The 17,778-nt window shown below is 58.3% G+C and carries 17 protein-coding genes; 15 read left to right on the top strand and 2 right to left on the bottom strand.

Annotated features, from left to right (window positions below):
* Position 1 precedes the first annotated feature (1 nt).
* From fdxH to ACRQ84_RS15715, 8 genes are all read left to right on the top strand, one after another.
* A complete protein-coding gene (gene fdxH / locus ACRQ84_RS15750) occupies positions 2-901 on the top strand; it encodes a formate dehydrogenase subunit beta (protein ID WP_483816542.1) in 900 nt (299 codons plus the stop codon).
* Positions 901-1,542, top strand: a complete 642-nt coding sequence (fdoI, locus tag ACRQ84_RS15745; protein WP_049852352.1) for a formate dehydrogenase cytochrome b556 subunit — start codon at positions 901-903, stop codon at positions 1,540-1,542. Before fdxH ends, fdoI begins: the two co-directional genes overlap by 1 nt.
* The gene (gene fdhE / locus ACRQ84_RS15740; RefSeq protein WP_064738230.1) at positions 1,542-2,468 is read left to right on the top strand and encodes a formate dehydrogenase accessory protein FdhE; all 927 of its coding nucleotides are present in this window, start codon (positions 1,542-1,544) and stop codon (positions 2,466-2,468) included. Before fdoI ends, fdhE begins: the two co-directional genes overlap by 1 nt.
* 69 nt (positions 2,469-2,537) lie before the next feature.
* A complete protein-coding gene (locus tag ACRQ84_RS15735; RefSeq protein WP_064738231.1) occupies positions 2,538-3,149 on the top strand; it encodes a glutathione S-transferase in 612 nt (203 codons plus the stop codon).
* Between the two features lie 8 nt (positions 3,150-3,157).
* Positions 3,158-4,537 (top strand): L-seryl-tRNA(Sec) selenium transferase, encoded by a 1,380-nt coding sequence (gene selA / locus ACRQ84_RS15730; protein ID WP_483816541.1) that lies wholly within the window; start codon positions 3,158-3,160, stop codon positions 4,535-4,537.
* Entirely contained in the window at positions 4,534-6,387 is a 1,854-nt protein-coding gene (gene selB / locus ACRQ84_RS15725) for a selenocysteine-specific translation elongation factor (protein ID WP_483816540.1), read from the top strand. The genes selA and selB overlap by 4 nt, the downstream gene beginning before the upstream one ends.
* A 111-nt stretch (positions 6,388-6,498) precedes the next feature.
* The gene (locus ACRQ84_RS15720; protein WP_483817941.1) at positions 6,499-6,783 is read left to right on the top strand and encodes a type II toxin-antitoxin system ParD family antitoxin; all 285 of its coding nucleotides are present in this window, start codon (positions 6,499-6,501) and stop codon (positions 6,781-6,783) included.
* Positions 6,770-7,057 carry a type II toxin-antitoxin system RelE/ParE family toxin gene (locus ACRQ84_RS15715; RefSeq protein ID WP_483816539.1) on the top strand — a complete coding sequence of 96 codons (288 nt, stop codon included), beginning with the start codon at positions 6,770-6,772 and terminating at the stop codon, positions 7,055-7,057. The genes ACRQ84_RS15720 and ACRQ84_RS15715 overlap by 14 nt, the downstream gene beginning before the upstream one ends.
* Positions 7,058-7,131: 74 nt before the next feature.
* On the opposite strand, the gene glyS is transcribed toward ACRQ84_RS15715, so the two are convergent.
* Together glyS and glyQ are read right to left on the bottom strand one after the other, a co-directional pair.
* Positions 7,132-9,201, bottom strand: coding sequence for a glycine--tRNA ligase subunit beta (glyS, locus tag ACRQ84_RS15710; protein ID WP_064738235.1), 2,070 nt, complete (start codon positions 9,199-9,201; stop codon positions 7,132-7,134).
* 9 nt (positions 9,202-9,210) lie between these two features.
* Entirely contained in the window at positions 9,211-10,122 is a 912-nt protein-coding gene (gene glyQ, locus ACRQ84_RS15705) for a glycine--tRNA ligase subunit alpha (protein ID WP_007893431.1), read from the bottom strand.
* A gap of 347 nt (positions 10,123-10,469) precedes the next feature.
* On the opposite strand from glyQ, the gene ACRQ84_RS15700 reads away from it, so the two are divergent.
* From ACRQ84_RS15700 to ACRQ84_RS15670, 7 genes are all read left to right on the top strand, one after another.
* On the top strand, positions 10,470-10,862 hold the full coding sequence (locus tag ACRQ84_RS15700; RefSeq protein WP_064738236.1) for a RidA family protein: 393 nt from the start codon (positions 10,470-10,472) through the stop codon (positions 10,860-10,862).
* Positions 10,862-11,833: a D-2-hydroxyacid dehydrogenase gene (locus tag ACRQ84_RS15695; RefSeq protein WP_483816538.1), complete on the top strand. Its 972-nt coding sequence runs from the start codon at positions 10,862-10,864 to the stop codon at positions 11,831-11,833. Before ACRQ84_RS15700 ends, ACRQ84_RS15695 begins: the two co-directional genes overlap by 1 nt.
* 116 nt (positions 11,834-11,949) lie before the next feature.
* Positions 11,950-12,846, top strand: coding sequence for a transporter substrate-binding domain-containing protein (locus ACRQ84_RS15690; protein ID WP_483816537.1), 897 nt, complete (start codon positions 11,950-11,952; stop codon positions 12,844-12,846).
* 64 nt (positions 12,847-12,910) lie between these two features.
* Complete coding sequence (locus ACRQ84_RS15685) at positions 12,911-14,437, top strand: amino acid ABC transporter permease/ATP-binding protein (protein WP_483816536.1); 1,527 nt, start codon at positions 12,911-12,913, stop codon at positions 14,435-14,437.
* A complete protein-coding gene (locus ACRQ84_RS15680; RefSeq protein ID WP_483816535.1) occupies positions 14,424-15,476 on the top strand; it encodes an alpha-hydroxy acid oxidase in 1,053 nt (350 codons plus the stop codon). Before ACRQ84_RS15685 ends, ACRQ84_RS15680 begins: the two co-directional genes overlap by 14 nt.
* A complete protein-coding gene (locus ACRQ84_RS15675; protein WP_483816534.1) occupies positions 15,476-16,399 on the top strand; it encodes an ABC transporter substrate-binding protein in 924 nt (307 codons plus the stop codon). The genes ACRQ84_RS15680 and ACRQ84_RS15675 overlap by 1 nt, the downstream gene beginning before the upstream one ends.
* Complete coding sequence (locus ACRQ84_RS15670; RefSeq protein WP_483816533.1) at positions 16,399-17,775, top strand: dihydroorotase; 1,377 nt, start codon at positions 16,399-16,401, stop codon at positions 17,773-17,775. Before ACRQ84_RS15675 ends, ACRQ84_RS15670 begins: the two co-directional genes overlap by 1 nt.
* Positions 17,776-17,778 lie beyond the last annotated feature (3 nt).

Genomic DNA, 17,778 nt, shown 5'->3' with positions numbered 1-17,778 from the left:
TATGGCTTATCAATCTCAAGACATTATCCGCCGCTCCGCCACCAATGGACTCACGCCTGCCCCGCAGGCGCGTAACCATCAGCAGGAAGTGGCAAAACTGATCGATGTGACCACCTGCATCGGCTGCAAAGCGTGTCAGGTGGCGTGTTCGGAGTGGAATGACATCCGCGATGAAGTGGGACATAACGTGGGGGTGTACGACAACCCCGCCGATTTGACCGCCAAATCCTGGACGGTGATGCGCTTCTCAGAAGTGGAGGAGAACGGCAAGTTAGAGTGGCTAATCCGCAAGGACGGCTGCATGCACTGTGCCGATCCCGGCTGTCTGAAAGCCTGTCCGTCTGAAGGCGCGATCATTCAGTACGCTAACGGCATCGTCGATTTTCAGTCAGAACAGTGCATTGGTTGCGGCTACTGCATTGCCGGCTGTCCATTCGACGTGCCGCGTATGAATAAAGACGACAACCGCGTGTATAAATGCACCTTGTGCGTCGATCGTGTCAATGTGGGTCAGGAACCGGCATGCGTGAAAACCTGTCCGACCGGTGCGATTCACTTCGGCAGCAAAAGCGATATGCAGGCGCTGGCAGGTGAACGCGTGGCCGAGCTCAACACGCGCGGCTATGCCAATGCGGGCTTGTACGATCCGGCAGGCGTGGGCGGCACGCACGTGATGTACGTGCTGCACCACGCCGATAAACCGCAGCTCTATCACGGTTTGCCGGAAAACCCGAGCATCAGCCCAGCGGTGACGTTCTGGAAAGGTATCTGGAAACCGCTGGCCGCCATCGGCTTTGCCGCCACCTTCGCCGCCTCGGTGTTCCATTACGTCGGCGTGGGGCCGAACCGGGTGGAAGAGGATGACGACGAGAATCTGCACGAAAAAGAGGAGCGCGAATAATGAAAAAACGCGATCGTCTGGTGCGCTACAGCGCACCGGAACGCATCAATCACTGGATTGTGGCGTTCTGTTTTGTCTTCGCCGCGCTGAGTGGGCTGGGTTTCTTTTTCCCGTCATTCAACTGGCTGATGCACGTCCTCGGCACGCCGCAGTTGGCGCGCATCCTGCACCCGTTCGTTGGTGTGGTGATGTTTGCCGCCTTTATCATCATGTTCTTACGCTATTGGAAACATAATCTGATCAATCGCGAAGACCTGGTGTGGGCGAAAAATATCCACAAAATCGTGCAAAACGAAGAGGTGGGCGACACCGGCAAATACAACTTCGGGCAGAAGTGTGTGTTCTGGGCTGCTATCATCAGCTTAGTCTTGCTGCTGGTGAGCGGAATTGTTATCTGGCGCCCCTACTTTGCCGGCGCCTTTACCATTCCGCTGATTCGCATCGCGTTAGTGGTGCATTCGGTCTCAGCTGTGGCGCTGATCATGGTGATTATGGTGCACATTTACGCCGCGTTGTGGGTAAAAGGCACGATAACCGCCATGGTTGAGGGCTGGGTTCCGGCCGCGTGGGCGAAGAAACATCACCCACGTTGGTATCGCGAGCAGCGCCAACGCCAAACACAACAGGAAAAACGTCCCTGATGAGTATTCGCATCATCCCGCAGGACCAGCTGGAGAAAGGCGAAAAGCACACGGCGGAGCAGGTTCCGCCGTTACTTTTCCCCCGGTTGAAAAATCTGTATAGCCGCCGCGCGGCACGTTTGCGCGATCTGGCCGCGAAGAATCCGCTGGGTGATTATCTGCGCTTTGCCGCAGTGATTGCCGAAGCGCAGGAGATCGTGCTGTATGACCATCCGCTGCAGCTCGACCTGCAGCAGCGGCTGGCGCAAAGCGCTGAGCAGGGCAAACCGCCGCTCGACATCCACACTTATCCCCGCGATGCGCACTGGCAGCGTCTGTTGCATTCGCTGATCGCCGAGCTGAAGCCGGAGATGAGCGGCCAGGCGCTAGCGGTGCTGGAGAATCTGGAAAAAGCCTCCACCACCGAGCTAGAAAATATGGCGCAGGCGTTACTGGAAGGCGATTTCGCGCAGGTCAGCAGCGATAAATCACCCTTTATCTGGGCGGCGTTGTCGATTTACTGGGCGCAGATGGCAGCATTAATTCCCGGCAAAGCGCGCGCGGAATATGGCGAGCATCGTCAGTTCTGCCCGGTGTGCGCCAGCGTGCCGGTCACCAGCGTGGTTCACATGAGCGTGGGCCAGCAGGGATTACGCTATCTGCACTGCAATCTGTGTGAGAGCGAATGGTATGTGGTGCGCAGCAAGTGCTCCAACTGCGAACAAACCGGCGATCTGCATTATTGGTCGCTGGACAGTGAAAAAGCGGCGGTAAAAGCAGAGAGCTGCGGCGACTGCGGCACGTACCTGAAGATGTTGTATCAGGAGAAGGATCCCGCCGTGGAGCCGGTCGCCGATGATTTGGCGTCGCTGGTGCTGGATGCCCGCATGGAACAGGAAGGATTCGCGCGCAGCAGCCTGAATCCCTTTATGTTCCCCGGCGATTAAATGTTCCGTTTGTAGGGTCGCCATTCATGGCGACCTTCTTCATGAATTCATTCAACACGGAGGCGAACGATGAAACTGATTGGCAGCTACACCAGCCCTTTTGTACGCAAAATTTCAGTGATCTTGCTGGAAAAAGGTCTGGTTTTTGAATTCATCAACCAGTCGCCGTGGACCGATGAAAGTCACGTGCCGCAATACAATCCGCTGGGTAAAGTCCCGGCGCTAATTGATGATAATCAGCTGACATGGTTCGACTCCTCGATCATCGCGCAGGTTATTGAACTGCGCGGCGATCTGCCTGCTCTGCTACCCAACGACGCCCTTCATGCCTTGCAAATCCGCCAGCTGGAAAAACTGGCCGACGGCATCAATGATGCCGCAGTGATGATCGTGCGCGAGCAAATGCGGCCCGGCGATCAGCAGTCTGAAGAGGTGCTGCTGCGCAATCGCGATAAAATCCAGCGCGGCCTCGATGCATTAGAAACCGCCGCTGCGCAGGGTGAATGGCTGAATAGCGGCACGCTAAATCTGGCCGATATCGCCACCGGCTGCATGATTGGTTATCTCAACTTTCGCCGCGTGCTGCCAAACTGGTGCGTCAATCGCCCGGCGCTGGTGAAACTGGCCGAAAACCTGTTTGCGCGCGAAAGCTTTGCCCGCACCGTTCCGCCCACTCTCTAAGTCACGCGATGAAAACCCTGTACAGTCAATTACCCGCTATCGACAGCCTGCTGCGCGATCCGGCGCTGCAGCCGCTGCTTGCTGATCTCGGCACCGCTTTTACCACGCGCCAGCTGCGCACCCTGCAGCAGGAAGCGCGCGAGCACATCCAGCAGCATCAAACCTTGCCAGCCTGGCACGCGAGCTGGCCAGATGAAGCGCTGCGCCGCAGTCAGCAACAGCAGCAAAGTGCGCTGCGTCCGGTATTTAATCTCACCGGCACCGTGCTGCACACCAATCTCGGTCGCGCACAGCTGAGCGATCGCGCTATTGATGCCGTGGTTAACTGCCTGCGCCAGCCCGTGACGCTGGAATACGCGCTGGATGATGCAGCGCGCGGCCATCGCGATCGCGTCGTCAGCGCGCTGCTGTGCGAATTAACCGGTGCGGAAGCGGTATGCATCGTTAACAATAACGCCGCCGCAGTATTATTGATGCTGGCCGCCCTGGCACCGGGGCGCGAAGTGATTGTCTCGCGCGGCGAGTTGGTAGAGATTGGCGGCGCCTTCCGTATTCCCGACGTAATGCGCCAGGCGGGCTGTAAACTGGTCGAAGTCGGCACCACTAATCGCACCCACCTGAAAGATTACCGTGCGGCGATAGGCGAAAACAGCGGCCTACTGATGAAAGTGCACACCAGCAATTATCAGATTCAGGGCTTTACTCACGCAGTAACAGAAGCGGAGTTAGTTGAGCTGGGCGAAGCTTATCAATTGCCGGTGATCACCGATCTTGGCAGCGGTTCACTGATCGATATGACCGAATATGGCCTGCCCGCCGAGCCGATGCCGCAACAGCTGATTGCCGCAGGCGTCAGTTTGGTGAGTTTCTCCGGCGACAAGCTGCTCGGCGGACCGCAGGCGGGCATCATCGTCGGTAAACAAGCGCTGATTGATCAGCTACAGTCGCATCCGCTTAAGCGTGCGCTGCGCGTCGATAAAATGACGCTCGCGGCGCTTGAAGCCACACTGCAACTCTATCGCCAGCCGGAAACGCTGCGCGAAGCCCTGCCGACGCTGCAACTGCTCACGCGTTCCGCCCATGACATTCAGCAACAGGCCGAACGATTGATGCCGGCATTACAACAGGCTTATGGCGCCGATTTTTCGCTAGCGATCGCCCCTTGTTCATCACAAATCGGTAGCGGATCGCTGCCGGTCGAGCGCATTCCCAGTTTTGCGCTTACCTTCGCGCCACGCGATGGTCGCGGCAGCCAGCTTGCCAGTTTGTCACAGCGCTGGCGCAACTTAGCGCGGCCGGTGATTGGCCGCATTCAGGAAGGCAAACTGTGGCTGGATTTACGCTGCCTTGACGATGAAGCCGCGCTGATTCAGGCCTTAGCACCATGATTATTGCCACCGCTGGACACGTCGATCATGGCAAAACCGCGCTGTTACAGGCCTTAACTGGCGTCGATGCCGATCGCCTGCCGGAGGAGAAACGGCGCGGCATGACCATCGATCTCGGCTACGCTTACTGGCCGCAGCCGGAGGGTCGCGTGCTCGGATTTATCGATGTGCCGGGCCACGAAAAATTTCTCGCCAACATGCTGGCCGGTATCGGCGGCATTCATCATGCGCTGTTGGTGGTGGCCTGCGACGACGGCGTGATGCCGCAAACCCGTGAACATCTGCAGCTGCTCAGTCTGGCCGGGCAGCCGCCGCTCAGCGTAGCGCTGACCAAAGCCGATCGCGTGGATGAGCTGCGCATCGCCGACGTGCAGCAGCAGGTGGCGCAGCTCACGCAGCAACTTGGCTGGCAGGCGGTGCCGCAATTTGTCACCAGCAGTCACACGCAGCGAGGTATTGATGCGTTGCGCCTGCATCTCAGCAGCCTGCCAGAGCCTGCTTTCGACGATCGTTACCGTTTCCGCCTCGCCATCGATCGCGCCTTCACGTTGAAAGGGACTGGCTTAGTGGTCACCGGCACCGCGCTTGCTGGCGAAGTGAACGTCGGCGATACACTCTGGCTCAGCAGCCTGAACCTGCCGCTACGCGTGCGTGCGCTGCATGCGCAGAACCAATCGGTGACGCGGGCGCAGGCTGGAGAACGTATTGCGCTAAATATCGTCGGTGACGTAGAAAAAGCACAGATCGCGCGCGGTGATTGGCTGCTGTCTCAGGCAAAACCGGAAGGCATCACGCGCTTAACGGTGGCGCTGCGTTTGCTGCAGCCGCTGAAAAGCGCATCACAGCCGATTCATATCCACCACGCCGCCAGCCACGTCACCGGACGCGTCACGCTGCTGGCGGATGACATAGCGGAAATAGTACTGAATGAGCCGCTGTGGCTCGCTGAAAACGATCGGCTGATTATTCGCGACAGCAACGCGCAGCAAACGCTGGGTGGTGCGCGCGTGCTGCTGCTCGACAGTAAAAAACGCGGCAAACGTCAGACGGATTATCTGGCCTGGCTGCAACAACTCGCTGCTGCAGACGATGACGACGCCCGCCTACGCGCACATCTGGCATATCAACCTATCGAGGTGCGTGAGCTGGGCTGGGCACGGCAATTCACCGAGCCAGCGCTGGACACGTTAATCGAGGACATCGCGCCAGTGCAGCTTGGCAGCGCGTTGATGAGTCCGGCGCAGGCCGCGCAATGGCAACAGATGCTGCTGGAGTCTTTAGCACATTTTCATCAGCAGCATCCGGAAGTACCGGGCATTGGCCACGATCGCCTGCGTCGTGTGGCAATGCCGCATCAGCCTGCTGAATGGGTGTTAGAACTGATAGATCAGTTGCTGGCGCAAGGTCAGCTGCAACAGCGACAAGGCTGGCTGCATCTGCCCGATTTCGAACCGCGCTTTAACCCGCAGGAAGCAACACTGTGGCAGCAGGTTGGCCCGCTATTTGGCGATCAGCCGCTGTGGGTGCGTGATATCGCGCTGACGCTGCAGCAGGATGAGCAGGCGATTCGCTCGCTGTTGCTTACCGCGGCACGCCTCGGACATATCACCGCGATCGTGCGCGATCGCTACTATCGCAGCGACCAGATCCAGATCTTCGCCGATCTGATTCGTCAGCGTGCCGGGCAAGGTGGCAGCACCAGCGCCGCCGATTTCCGCAATCAGCTGGGAACCGGCCGTAAAGTGGCGGTACAAATTCTCGAATTCTTCGACCGCAGCGGCTTCACCCGTCGCCGGGGTAACGATCATCTGCTGCGCGACGCGCGCCTGTTTCCCGCTTCTTCCCGCTGAATTTTCTCGCGTTGCCTCGCAGTTCAACTTGTAACTGCGCTGCAACGCACGTTCCCTGTTGCGCAAAAAAGTGCCAGAATGTAAGAAATACTCTTACATTGGATAATGATGATGGCACGTACCATGACGATCGATTTAGGCGATGAACTGCGCGAGTTTGTTGAATCTCTGGTGGAGTCCGGCGACTACCGTACGCAAAGCGAAGTGGTACGCGACTCGCTGCGTTTGCTGCGTGAAAAGCAGGCGTCGACCAAATATGAAAAGTTAAAGCAGTTGATACAGGAGGGCTTAGATAGTGGAGAGCCTATCGAATTGGATATCGATGTTTTCCTTAAAAAAATGAGAGCCAGGGTGGGCATAGATGAAAAGGACGATAAGAGTAATGCCGGAAGCTGAAACCGATCTGGCATCAATCTGGCTGTACGGGTATTGGAACTTTGGCCTGAAGAAAGCCGAACTATATATATTGAAACTTTATCAACGTTTCAACCAGCTCTCAGAGCATGAATTAGGTCGCCGACGTGTTGATTTAGGCGAGCGATTTTTTGCGATGCCTCATCGCGAGCATGTGATTTTTTATCGAACCGAGCCAGACAAAGTGATGGTTCTGCGTATTTTGCATCATTCCCAGGACGCTCTCTTTCACATGACAACTCCACAATGGTTCTAAAACAAAAGGGACGATTTCTCGTCCCTTTTGTTGATAAGCCTTTGTAGGGTCGCCATTCATGGCGACCTGGCCAATTACTGCAGCAGCGAAATGTCCGCCACCTGCAGGAACAGCTGGCGCAGCTGTGCCAGCAGCGTCAAACGGTTAATACGCACCGCCTGATCGTCAGCGTTAACCATCACTTTATCGAAGAAGTTGTCCACCGCTTCACGCAGTTGCGCCAGTTCCTCCAGCGCATCCTGATAGCGACCTTCTGCAAAGTACGGCTGCAGCTTGTCGCCCAGCGCGGTCACGAAGGTCGCCAGTTGGATCTCTTCGTTCTCTTTCAGCAGGGAAGCCTGCACGCTGTCATTCAGGGTTTCGGTCGACTTCGCCAGGATATTCGACACGCGTTTGTTAGCAGCGGCCAGTGTGGCTGCGGCTTCCAGCGTGCGGAAGTGCGAAACCGCCTTCATGCGCGCATCGAAATCAGCTGGACGCGTTGGACGACGCGCCAGCACCGCCTGAATGGTGTCAACGCTGTGGCCCTCTTCCTGATACCAGGTACGGAAACGGCCCAGCATAAAGTCGATCACTTCATCGACAACCTTGGCGTTGCTCAGCTTGCTACCGTACAGGCGCACCGCTTCTTCGGTCAGCGTTTGCAGATCGAGCGGCAGGTTTTTCTCCACAATGATGCGCAGCACACCCAGCGCGGCACGGCGCAGTGCAAACGGATCTTTGTCGCCTTTCGGATGCTGACCAATACCGAAGATACCCGCGAGGGTGTCCATCTTGTCGGCAATCGCCACGGCACAGGCCACCGGATTCGATGGCAGATCGTCACCGGCAAAGCGCGGCTGATACTGCTCGTTCAGCGCTACAGCCACATCTTCCGCTTCGCCATCGTGGCGCGCGTAGTGCATGCCCATCACGCCCTGCGTGTCGGTAAACTCGAAGACCATGTTGGTCATCAGGTCACATTTCGACAGCAAGCCCGCGCGGGTGGCGTGATTCACATCAGCGCCAATCTGCGCGGCAATCCAGCCAGCCAGCGCCTGAATGCGATCCGTTTTGTCACGCAGCGTACCCAGCTCTTTCTGGAACAGTACGGTTTCCAGACGCGGCAGATTATCTTCCAAACGCTTTTTGCGATCGGAGTTGAAGAAGAACTCGGCATCCGCCAGACGCGGACGCACCACCTTCTCGTTACCGGAGATGATCTGCTGTGGATCTTTGGATTCGATGTTGGTGACGAAGATGAAATTCGGCAGCAGCTTGCCCGCCGCGTCATACACCGGGAAGTACTTCTGGTCACCTTTCATGGTGTAAACCAGCGCTTCAGCCGGTACCGCGAGGAACTTCTCTTCGAATTTTGCCGTCAGCACCACCGGCCATTCCACCAGCGAGGTCACTTCTTCCAGCAGGCTTTCGCTCAGATCGGCGATGCCGCCAATCTGCTGTGCCGCTGCTTCCGCATCCGCTTTGATTTTGGCTTTACGCGCGGCGTAATCCGCCATCACTTTGCCGCGTTCCAGCAACAGCTGCGGATACTGATCGGCGTTGTCGATGGTGAACTCTGGCTCGCCCATAAAGCGATGACCGCGAATCACGCGATCAGAGGTGATTCCGAGAATCTTCGCGGGAATGAGCTCGTCACCCAGCAGCAGCGTAACGGTGTGCACCGGACGCACAAACTGCACGTCGCTCGCGCCCCAGCGCATCAGCTTAGGAATCGGCAGCTTGCTCAGCGCGGTGGCCACCATGGCTGGCAGCAGCGCCTGCGCGCTTTCACCGGTGATCGCGGCGCGATGCACCAGCCATTCGCCTTTGTCGGTGCTTAGACGTTCAGCCTGAGCAACGGTGATACCGTTACCCCGCGCCCAACCTTCGGCCGCTTTGGTGGCGTTGCCCTCAGCATCAAACGCGGCGGCAATCGCCGGGCCACGTTTTTCAACTTCACGATCCGGCTGCGCGGCAGCCAGCTGGGCGACTTTCAGCGCCAGACGGCGCGGAGCAGCAAACCAGCTCACTTCGCCGTGCGCCAGACCGGCGCTATCGAGTTCAGCGGTGAAGTGCGCAGCAAAGGCTTCGGCCAGGCTGCGCAGCGCTTTCGGAGGCAACTCTTCGGTGCCAATTTCCACCAGGAAAGTTTTATCGGTCATGGCTGCCTCTTACTTGTTTTTATTGCACAACGGGAAGCCAAGCGCCTCACGGGACGCATAATAGGCTTCCGCCACGGCTTTCGTCAGGGTGCGGATACGCAGGATATAGCGCTGACGTTCGGTAACCGAAATCGCCTTGCGTGCGTCCAGCAGATTAAAGCTGTGCGCCGCTTTCAGAATGCGCTCGTAAGCCGGCAGCGGCAGCGGTTTCTCCAGCGCCAGCAGCTGCTGTGCTTCTTTTTCATACTGCTCGAAGCAGGTGAAGAGGAAGTCGACGTCGGCGTATTCGAAGTTGTAGGTCGATTGTTCCACTTCGTTCTGATGGAACACTTCGCCGTAAGTGGTTTTACCGAACGGACCGTCGCTCCACACCAGATCGTAAACGCTGTCGACGCCCTGAATGTACATCGCCAGGCGCTCTAAGCCGTAAGTGATCTCACCGGTCACCGGCTTGCACTCCAGGCCGCCAACCTGCTGGAAGTAAGTGAACTGCGTCACTTCCATGCCATTCAGCCACACTTCCCAACCGAGTCCCCATGCGCCAAGCGTTGGGTTTTCCCAGTTGTCTTCGACAAAGCGAATGTCATGGATGGTGGGATCCATACCCAGCTCTTTCAGCGACCCAAGGTATAGCTCCTGAAGGTTGTCCGGGTTCGGCTTAATCACCACCTGGAACTGGTAATAGTGCTGCAAACGGTTCGGGTTTTCACCGTAACGTCCATCAGTTGGACGACGAGATGGCTGCACATAGGCGGTCGCCATCGGCTCTGGGCCTAAGGCGCGCAGGCAAGTCATCGGGTGTGAGGTGCCGGCGCCCACTTCCATGTCCAACGGTTGGACAATGGTGCAGCCCTGGCGCGCCCAGTAATCCTGCAAGGTCAGGATCAGGCCCTGAAAGGTCTTGGTATCAAACTTTTGCATGTTGAATTCGCACGCGATACGCATCGGTTAAAAAAAGAGTGCGCCAGTATACCCTTTGACCGCAGATTGTGCAGCCGGAAATCCAGGCCAGCGATCAGGCGATTGCGGCAGGGTTTAGCGGGCTAAAACAGAACAATAAGAAAATCGTATACGATTCACACTCATCCTCCGCCACTGCAATAAAAATCCCATTAAAACCTTAAATTTCATTATTTTGACCGACATATCAGCGAATCTTATTACGTGATATACATCACCTTTTTGACCCGATGGTTAAAAATTGCGCATTGACACTCGTGTGATCGTATACGAAATTGCGGTGAAACAGATTCGCTTGAGATTTCACCATGAAGATTGCGCTTAGTTACCCAGGAATGAACGCCAGCGACCGCCCAATGGGACCTGCGCCGCTCTCCGCCGCCGTGTTGCACGAACCGATGCTGTTTATTTCCGGCCAGGTGGCTATTGATCCCTACAGCGGCGAGATTATTGGCCACGACATTGCCAGCCAGACGCGTCAGGTGCTGAAAAACGTCGGCGATCTGCTGAGCGAAGCGCAAATGACCTTCGACAACGTGGTTCGCGTCACCATTTATCTCACCGATCTCAGCACTTTCAGCGAGATGAACGCCGCTTACAGCGAATTCTTCCAGTTTCCCTTCCCGGCACGTGCCACCGTCGGCATTCAGCTCAACCATCCTGACCTGCTGGTCGAGATGGAAGTCACGGCGATGCGCTGATGCATATTCATATCGAAAATGATGCCAGCGCCCCGCACGCTCTCCACCTTTCAATCGAGCAATTGCAACTGCAGCTGGACGCGCATCCGCCGTTGCGCAGCCACTTCACACTGAGCGAAAACAGCGATCCGGCACAGACCGCCGACTTTCTCACCCGCTGCGACATTCTGTGGAGCGGCCGCAAGCTGGCGCTCGATCAGTTCAGCACGCCCCGTCTTGGCTGGGTGCAAGTGATGTCCGCTGGCGTTGAACAGTGGCTGGCGCGCTGGCCACAAGGCGTAACGCTGACCAATGCATCTGGCGTGCACGGCGATAAAGGGGCCGAGTTCATTTTAATGGCGGCGCTGATGTTTAACTTCGGCATCCCCGGTTTTCTGCAGGATCAGGCGCAGCGTCTGTGGCGTCCAACATTTGGCGGCTGCGCGCGTGGCAAAACGGTTTTACTGCTGGGCGTCGGCGGAATTGGCAGCGCGGCAGCAAAACTGCTGACCGCACAAGGCTATCGCGTGATTGGCGTGACGCGCAGCGGTCAGTGCGATGCCATCGTGGCGCGCTGCATCCGGATTGATGCGCTAGACGATGTGTTGCCGCAGGTTGATGTGGTGGTGTCGACGCTGCCGCTGACGCCGCAAACCCACAACCTGTTCGATCGCCGCCGTCTCGATCTGCTGCCCTCGCGTGCTGGCATCGTGATTGTCGGTCGCGCTGATGTCTTCGATTACCGTGCGATGCGCGAAAAACTGAACGCAGGCGAACTGGCTGGCGCGGTGCTGGATGTCTATCCGCAGGAGCCGTTGCCGTCAGACGACCCGCTGTGGCACACGCCTGGCGTGGTGATGACACCACACTGCAGCCTCGACGATCACAGCGCTTACCTCGCCGGTTGTCTTGAGGTGTTTATCGATAACCTGACGCGTTTCCGCCACGGGCAAGCGCTGCGCAACCAGGTTGATGCAGCAAGAGGATACTGAGCCTCGCCATTTCCGTAGGGTCGCCATTTATGGCGACCACCAAAAAAAGCACCAAAGACGTTCATAAATCACAAGGTCATCGCTTTCTCATTCACCAGCATCAGGGAAACCTTATTATGAAATTTGCACGCACTGCTTTGTTAATCTCTGGTCTCACCGGCAGCTTACTGGCGGGCATCTCCAGCGCCCACGCCGCCAGCACCGATCCCATTACGCCCACCGCCAGCGACTTTGCCGCCATGGCGCAGTGCAAAGCGCTACAAACCAAGTATCCGTCGCTGAAAGGCAAAGATCTGGTGGTTGGCCTCGGCGGCTACACCAAAGGCTTTGAAGCGCCATCGGAAAAAGATCCCAGCATCATTGAAGGTCTCGATCCCTCGCTGTTCGAGCGCATTAGCAGCTGCCTCGGCGCGAAACACAGTTACCAAAGCGGCTCGTTCAACGTGCTGCTCACCTCGATCGCCAGCGGACGCGCCGACATCGGCCCGATGCTGTACGTCACCGAAGAGCGCATGAAACAGATCGCCTTTGTCGCCTCGATGCAAGTGCAGGATGGCTCGGTGCTGGCGCAAGGCAACCCGAAGAAAATCAACAGCGTTGACGACCTGTGCGGCAAAACCGTCGCCGCCGCTGCCGGTTCCTATGAAGCCAACAAACTGGTACCTGAACAGAGCGCCAAATGCAGTGCCGCCGGAAAACCGGAAGTCAGCATGCTGATGGTGCAAAACACCGACAACAGCATCCAGGCGGTGAAAAGCGGTCGTGCCGACGTCTATCTGACCGAAGCCGGATCAGCGATTGCCATCGCCAAAGCTGACAAATCCCTCCAGAGCGGCTTCACCGTTGATCTGCCGATCATGGTCGGCTTCCCGATCGCCAAAGACAACGCCACGCTGCGCGCTGCGGTGCTGGATGCGATGAAGGTGATTCAGGAAAGCGGCGCTCAGAAAAAACTGCTGGATTACTGGGGCCAGGGCAGCGCTGCCGAACGTCCGGTTGTAGCGCGTGGTTAATGCATAAACTCAGCCGCCTCGTTTGAGTGAACAACGCACTCGAGGCGCTGAGGAGGATAACGCCTTGGATGATTTTCTTAAGTACCTGACTTTCCCCTACTTGTGGGAAGGCGCTGTTATCGCCGTGCAGCTGTTGGTTGGCGCGCTGGCGGGCGGCATTTTGATTGGTTTTTTCCTGGCGTTAGCCAGCAACTCAAAGCACTGGTTTATTCGCCTGCCGGTGAAAATTTACATCTATACGCTGCGCGGCACGCCGGTGCTGCTGCAGCTGATTCTGCTGTACAACGTGCTGCCGGAATTTGGTCTGCGCTTGAGTCCGTTCACCAGCGCGCTGCTCGCCCTGATGATCAATGAAACCGCCTTCTGCGCCGAAATCATTCGCGGCGGCATTATGGCGACCGATCGCGATCAGAGCATGGCGGCGCAGGCATTCGGTTATTCGCGCAGCAAAGAGATGATTCACGTGGTGATTCCGCAGGCGCTGCGCGCCATTCTGCCCACCATGGGCAATGAAACCGTCGGGCTGCTGAAATCCACCTCGCTGGCTTCGGTGGTGGGCGTCAATGAGCTGACGATGCGCGGCCAGGCGATAGTGTCGCAAAACTTCCTGTTTATTCCGGTGCTGGTCGCGTCGGGCGGCATCTACCTGATTCTTTCTACGCTATTGGCGGGCGGTCAGTGGTGGCTGGAGAAGTTCTACAACCTCGATGAACGTGCGCGCCGGGCACGCGCGCGCCTGGCGAAACTGCCGCCGGAGGCGGACGTGATGCCAATGCAGCTGCCGAAACGGCGCTGGGACACGCAAACCGCCGCGCCGGTGCTGGAAGTGGATCAGCTGTGCGTCGAGTACGCGGGTAAAGCGGTGCTGAAATCACTGTCGTTAACCGTACGTCGCGGCGAAGTGGTGGTGCTGTTGGGTCGCTCCGGTTCGGGCAAAAGTACGCTACTGAAATCGATTCTGGCGCTGACGCCACGCAGCAGCGGCACGATTCAAACCGAAGGACATTTCATGGGCAGCGATGAAAACGGTCGCGCGCTGGCGCAACGTCATCTGCCGCTGAACCGTGCTAAATCGGGCATCGGCATCGTGTTTCAGCACTTCGCACTGTTCGATCACCTCACCGCGCTGGAAAATGTGATGAGCATTCTGCTGCGCGTACAGGGCGCGCAGCCGGAGATCGCGCGGGGTAAAGCGATGCGCGCGTTGAAAATGGTAGGACTCGGTGATTTCGCCGCCTCGCTGCCGCATGAACTGTCCGGCGGACAGAAACAGCGCGTCGGCATTGCGCGTGCGCTGGCGGCAGAGCCGCAAATTCTGCTGTTTGATGAACCGACCTCGGCGCTCGATCCTGAACTGGTGCGCGAAGTGAACCAAACCATGCGCAGCCTGGCGCAAACCGGCATCACCATGATCATCAGCACCCACGACATCGCCTTTGCGGCCGGCGTCGCCGATCGCGTGGTGTTCCTGCAAAACGGTGCGCTGATTGAAGAAGGTCCACCGGCGATTCTGCAAAATCCGCAAACGCCGGCTTTTGCCACCTTCCTGGAACATGAAAATGCGGCGGAGGTACAGCATGCCAACGCCTGAACTGCCGTTTGAACTGACCACGCGTGAGCGCCTCGGCGATGCGCTGTTCCGCTACATGCAGGGCCAGCCTGCCGATGCCCAGGGCAACGAAGCGGATGCCAACCAGCAAGCGCTGCGCCGCTATCGTCTGCTGCCGCGCGTGTTGCAGGGTAATGAAAGCATCAACACCCAGATTTCACTGCATGAGCAAAGCTGGTCTGCGCCGATTGGCGTCGGCGCCTTTGCCGGTGACCGCATTTTCCACGAAGAAGGTGTGCTGCCGATTGCGCGCGCCTGCAAACGGCTGCAGCTACCGCTGGTGATCTCTGAGGAGACCGTCACGCCGCTGGAGCAAATTGGCGCGGAGTACGATCGCTGCTGGCTACAACTGCGAGCGGCGGGCGATGTCGGCCGCATCAAAGCCTTGATCGATCAAGCTGCGCAGGCCGGATTTAAAAATATCGTGCTGACGGTGCTGGCACCGGTGCATCCGGTGGCCGGATTGCAGCCCGGCGGTTTCTCCATCGGCGACGCATTAAAACAGCGCGGCTGGCACACCATCGGCGGCACGCAGCCGGGCGTTGCGCCACTGCCGGCTTTGCCGGTGTGGCGCTGGCAGGAGATTGCTGAGGTGGCGGCGCACTGTGCCGATCGCCACTTGCCGCTGTGGCTAAAAGGCGTTTTGCATCATGACGATGCGGCGCAGGCGACCCAGCACGGCGTTAGCGGTTTGATTGCCTCGAATATTGGTCTGCGCCAAAGCGCGCGCTGGGCCACGCCGGTTGATCAGCTGCCGGATTTACAGGCGGTGACGCGTCTGCCGCTGCTGCTGGATGGCGGCGTACGCAGCGGCAGCGATGCGGTGGTGGCGCGCTGTCTCGGCGCGTCGCTGTCACTCAGCGTGCGGCCGATCATCAGTGCGTTAGTCGCCGGTGGCGAAAGCGCGGTTTTTGATCTGCTTTCCGGCTGGATTAATGAGATCACAGCCATCGGTCACTGGTGTGGCGTCAGCGACATGGTGGCACTCAATGGCAGCTTTATCACTGAGGTGCGCAGCTGATGCAGACCTTAATTTTCAATCAGGGCGATGCCAGCGAATCACGCATCTATTACTGCGCTCACTATCTGGCGCACAGCCTCGGCCTGTTCGCCGCGCAGCAGTTGCAGGTGATCTTCACCACCAGCGAATCGGGCGGACATACCGTGCAGGGTGGACAAGTGCCGGCGGTATTAAGCCGCGATGCCGATCTCACGCTTGGCGGTCCGATGGTGGTCATGAAGCATTTTCAGCAGCACGGCGCAGAGTTGCAGTGTTTTTGCGCCTCGGTCGCCGCCAACCCGTGGTTTCTCGCGGCGGCGCAGGCGCAGCCGGATTTTCAGCTCAGCGACCTGCGCGGCAAACGCGTGCTGGATATCGGCAATGTCGGCACCGCAACGCTGACATTCCGCTGGCTGCTGGCGCGCCACGGTTTGCAGGATGATGTTGAGTTAATCGCGGGCAGCGGCGATCAGGCGCGTGATTTCGCCGCCGTTGCCAACGGTGACGCCGATTATGCACTGCACGCCATGCATATGCTGGCACCCGCCATCGCCGCCGGACAACTCAGCAGCATCAGCAGCCTCGCCAGCTTATGCGGTCACGTGCCGTGGAGCGCCTACATCGCACGCGCCGATGTGCTGCAGGAGAAAGCCGCCGCCTTTGCTGCCTTCTCCCACGCTATTGCGCAGGCGCTGGCGTGGATGGCTACGCATGATGCCGCCGAACTGGCAGAAAAAGTGCAGGCGTTTTATCCCGATTATCCGCGTGATGCGCTGGAACGCGGCCTCGCCGCCTATCAACACGCCAATGTATTTGCGCCAGACAGCGTGATTCCACGCGCTGAGTTTGAACATTTCAGCCAGCTATTGGGCGCTATCGGTTGGCTCGATCCTTCACAGCCGTTGCCCTATACGGCGCTGGTGACGCAGGCAGGAGCAGAGTGATGAAACAATTAATTATTAACGGCTTGGTAGTCAGCGAAAACGGCGCGGCCCCCGCCGATCTGTTACTGGAAAACGGCAAAATCAGTGGCTTGTTGACGCCGGGCGCACTTACCGACGGCGTTGACGAGGTGATCGATGCGCATGGCTTGATCATCGTGCCCGGCGCCATTGATGTGCATACCCATTTCACCGGCTCACACGATTTCCCCGAACAGGAGCTGCGTGAAGGCACGCGCGGTGCGGCGGCGCACGGCGTCACCACCATCGTCGAGATGCCGCATTCACTGCCACCGGCAACATCGCTGGCTAACTTCAGCGCCAAAAAAAGCTGGCTGGCTGACAACTGTTCGGTGGATTACGCCATGTGGGCCGGGCTGGATGGCCGCAACCTGCATGAACTGGCGGCGCTGGATCAGGCCGGTGCGCTGGCGTTCAAAGCCTTCCTGTGCAGCGGCGCGCCTAACGGTGAAGCCACCGACGAGAAAGGTTTACCGCGCCTCGATGATGACGGCCTGCTGCGCGCGATGCGTGAGCTGGCAACCTTCGACGGGCTGATTGGCGTACACGCCGAGAATCACGACATTTTGATCGGTGCCGGTAGTGAACTGCGCCGTGCCGGACGCAAAGATACCCGCGCTCACGCGCAGGCAGGACCGGAAATCGCAGAGATTGAAGCGGTGGGACGCGTGTTAGCCATCGCCGAAGAGACCGGCGCACGCTGCCATATCGTGCATGTGAGTTCGGCGCGCGCGGCGGAAACCATCGTTGCTGCCAAAAACCGCGTGCGTGCCAGCTTCGAAACCTGCCCGCACTATTTACTGCTCGACGAAGACGATTTGGTGCGCATCGGCCCTAACGCGCGCTGCGGCCCGCCGATCCGCCCGCGTCCAGTGGTGGATGCGCTGTGGCAGGTGCTGCTGCGCGGCGATGTCGACATGATCGCCTCCGACCATTGCCCCTACACGCCCGCACAAAAACAGGCGGGTGAAGCCAGCATCTGGGATGCCGGCATGGGCCTGACCGGCGTTGAAACGCTCAGCCCGATGTTCTTCAGCGCGGCCCATATCGAGCGCGGCGTGGCGCTCAGCGAGTTTGCGCGCATGACCGCCAGTGGCCCGGCCAAAGCTTTCCAGCTGTGGGGCAAAAAAGGAGCGATTGCACCCGGCTTTGACGCCGATTTAGTGTTCTACGACGCCAGCCAGCGCTGGACGGTGAGCGGCGCAAATTTCCAGGGACTTGGCAAGTGGAGCGCATTTGAAGGGATGCGCTGTCAGGGTAAAGTGGTGCGCACAATGATTCGTGGCGTCACGGTATTCCAGGATGACCAGATGCAGGTTGAGCCCGGCTTCGGTCAGTTCGTGACCCGACAGGTTTAAACA

The sequence above is a fragment of the Pantoea sp. E2023-21 genome, assembly GCF_051302795.1.
In the GTDB taxonomy this organism is placed as follows: Bacteria; Pseudomonadota; Gammaproteobacteria; order Enterobacterales; family Enterobacteriaceae; genus Pantoea; species Pantoea ludwigii_A.
This window is presented reverse-complemented; position numbering and strand designations above follow the sequence as displayed.

Excerpts from the sequence above, each read along its gene's own strand:
- ACRQ84_RS15690 (WP_483816537.1), top strand. The coding sequence starts at position 11,950 with ATGAAATTTGCACGCACTGCTTTGTTAATCTCTGGTCTCACCGGCAGC.
- fdxH (WP_483816542.1), top strand. The coding sequence starts at position 2 with ATGGCTTATCAATCTCAAGACATTATCCGCCGCTCCGCCACCAATGGA.
- ACRQ84_RS15720 (WP_483817941.1), top strand. The coding sequence starts at position 6,499 with ATGGCACGTACCATGACGATCGATTTAGGCGATGAACTGCGCGAGTTT.
- ACRQ84_RS15700 (WP_064738236.1), top strand. The coding sequence starts at position 10,470 with ATGAAGATTGCGCTTAGTTACCCAGGAATGAACGCCAGCGACCGCCCA.
- ACRQ84_RS15735 (WP_064738231.1), top strand. The coding sequence starts at position 2,538 with ATGAAACTGATTGGCAGCTACACCAGCCCTTTTGTACGCAAAATTTCA.
- selA (WP_483816541.1), top strand. The coding sequence starts at position 3,158 with ATGAAAACCCTGTACAGTCAATTACCCGCTATCGACAGCCTGCTGCGC.
- glyS (WP_064738235.1), bottom strand. The coding sequence starts at position 9,201 with ATGACCGATAAAACTTTCCTGGTGGAAATTGGCACCGAAGAGTTGCCT.
- ACRQ84_RS15680 (WP_483816535.1), top strand. The coding sequence starts at position 14,424 with ATGCCAACGCCTGAACTGCCGTTTGAACTGACCACGCGTGAGCGCCTC.
- ACRQ84_RS15715 (WP_483816539.1), top strand. The coding sequence starts at position 6,770 with ATGCCGGAAGCTGAAACCGATCTGGCATCAATCTGGCTGTACGGGTAT.
- ACRQ84_RS15675 (WP_483816534.1), top strand. The coding sequence starts at position 15,476 with ATGCAGACCTTAATTTTCAATCAGGGCGATGCCAGCGAATCACGCATC.
- ACRQ84_RS15670 (WP_483816533.1), top strand. The coding sequence starts at position 16,399 with ATGAAACAATTAATTATTAACGGCTTGGTAGTCAGCGAAAACGGCGCG.
- ACRQ84_RS15695 (WP_483816538.1), top strand. The coding sequence starts at position 10,862 with ATGCATATTCATATCGAAAATGATGCCAGCGCCCCGCACGCTCTCCAC.
- fdoI (WP_049852352.1), top strand. The coding sequence starts at position 901 with ATGAAAAAACGCGATCGTCTGGTGCGCTACAGCGCACCGGAACGCATC.
- selB (WP_483816540.1), top strand. The coding sequence starts at position 4,534 with ATGATTATTGCCACCGCTGGACACGTCGATCATGGCAAAACCGCGCTG.
- fdhE (WP_064738230.1), top strand. The coding sequence starts at position 1,542 with ATGAGTATTCGCATCATCCCGCAGGACCAGCTGGAGAAAGGCGAAAAG.
- glyQ (WP_007893431.1), bottom strand. The coding sequence starts at position 10,122 with ATGCAAAAGTTTGATACCAAGACCTTTCAGGGCCTGATCCTGACCTTG.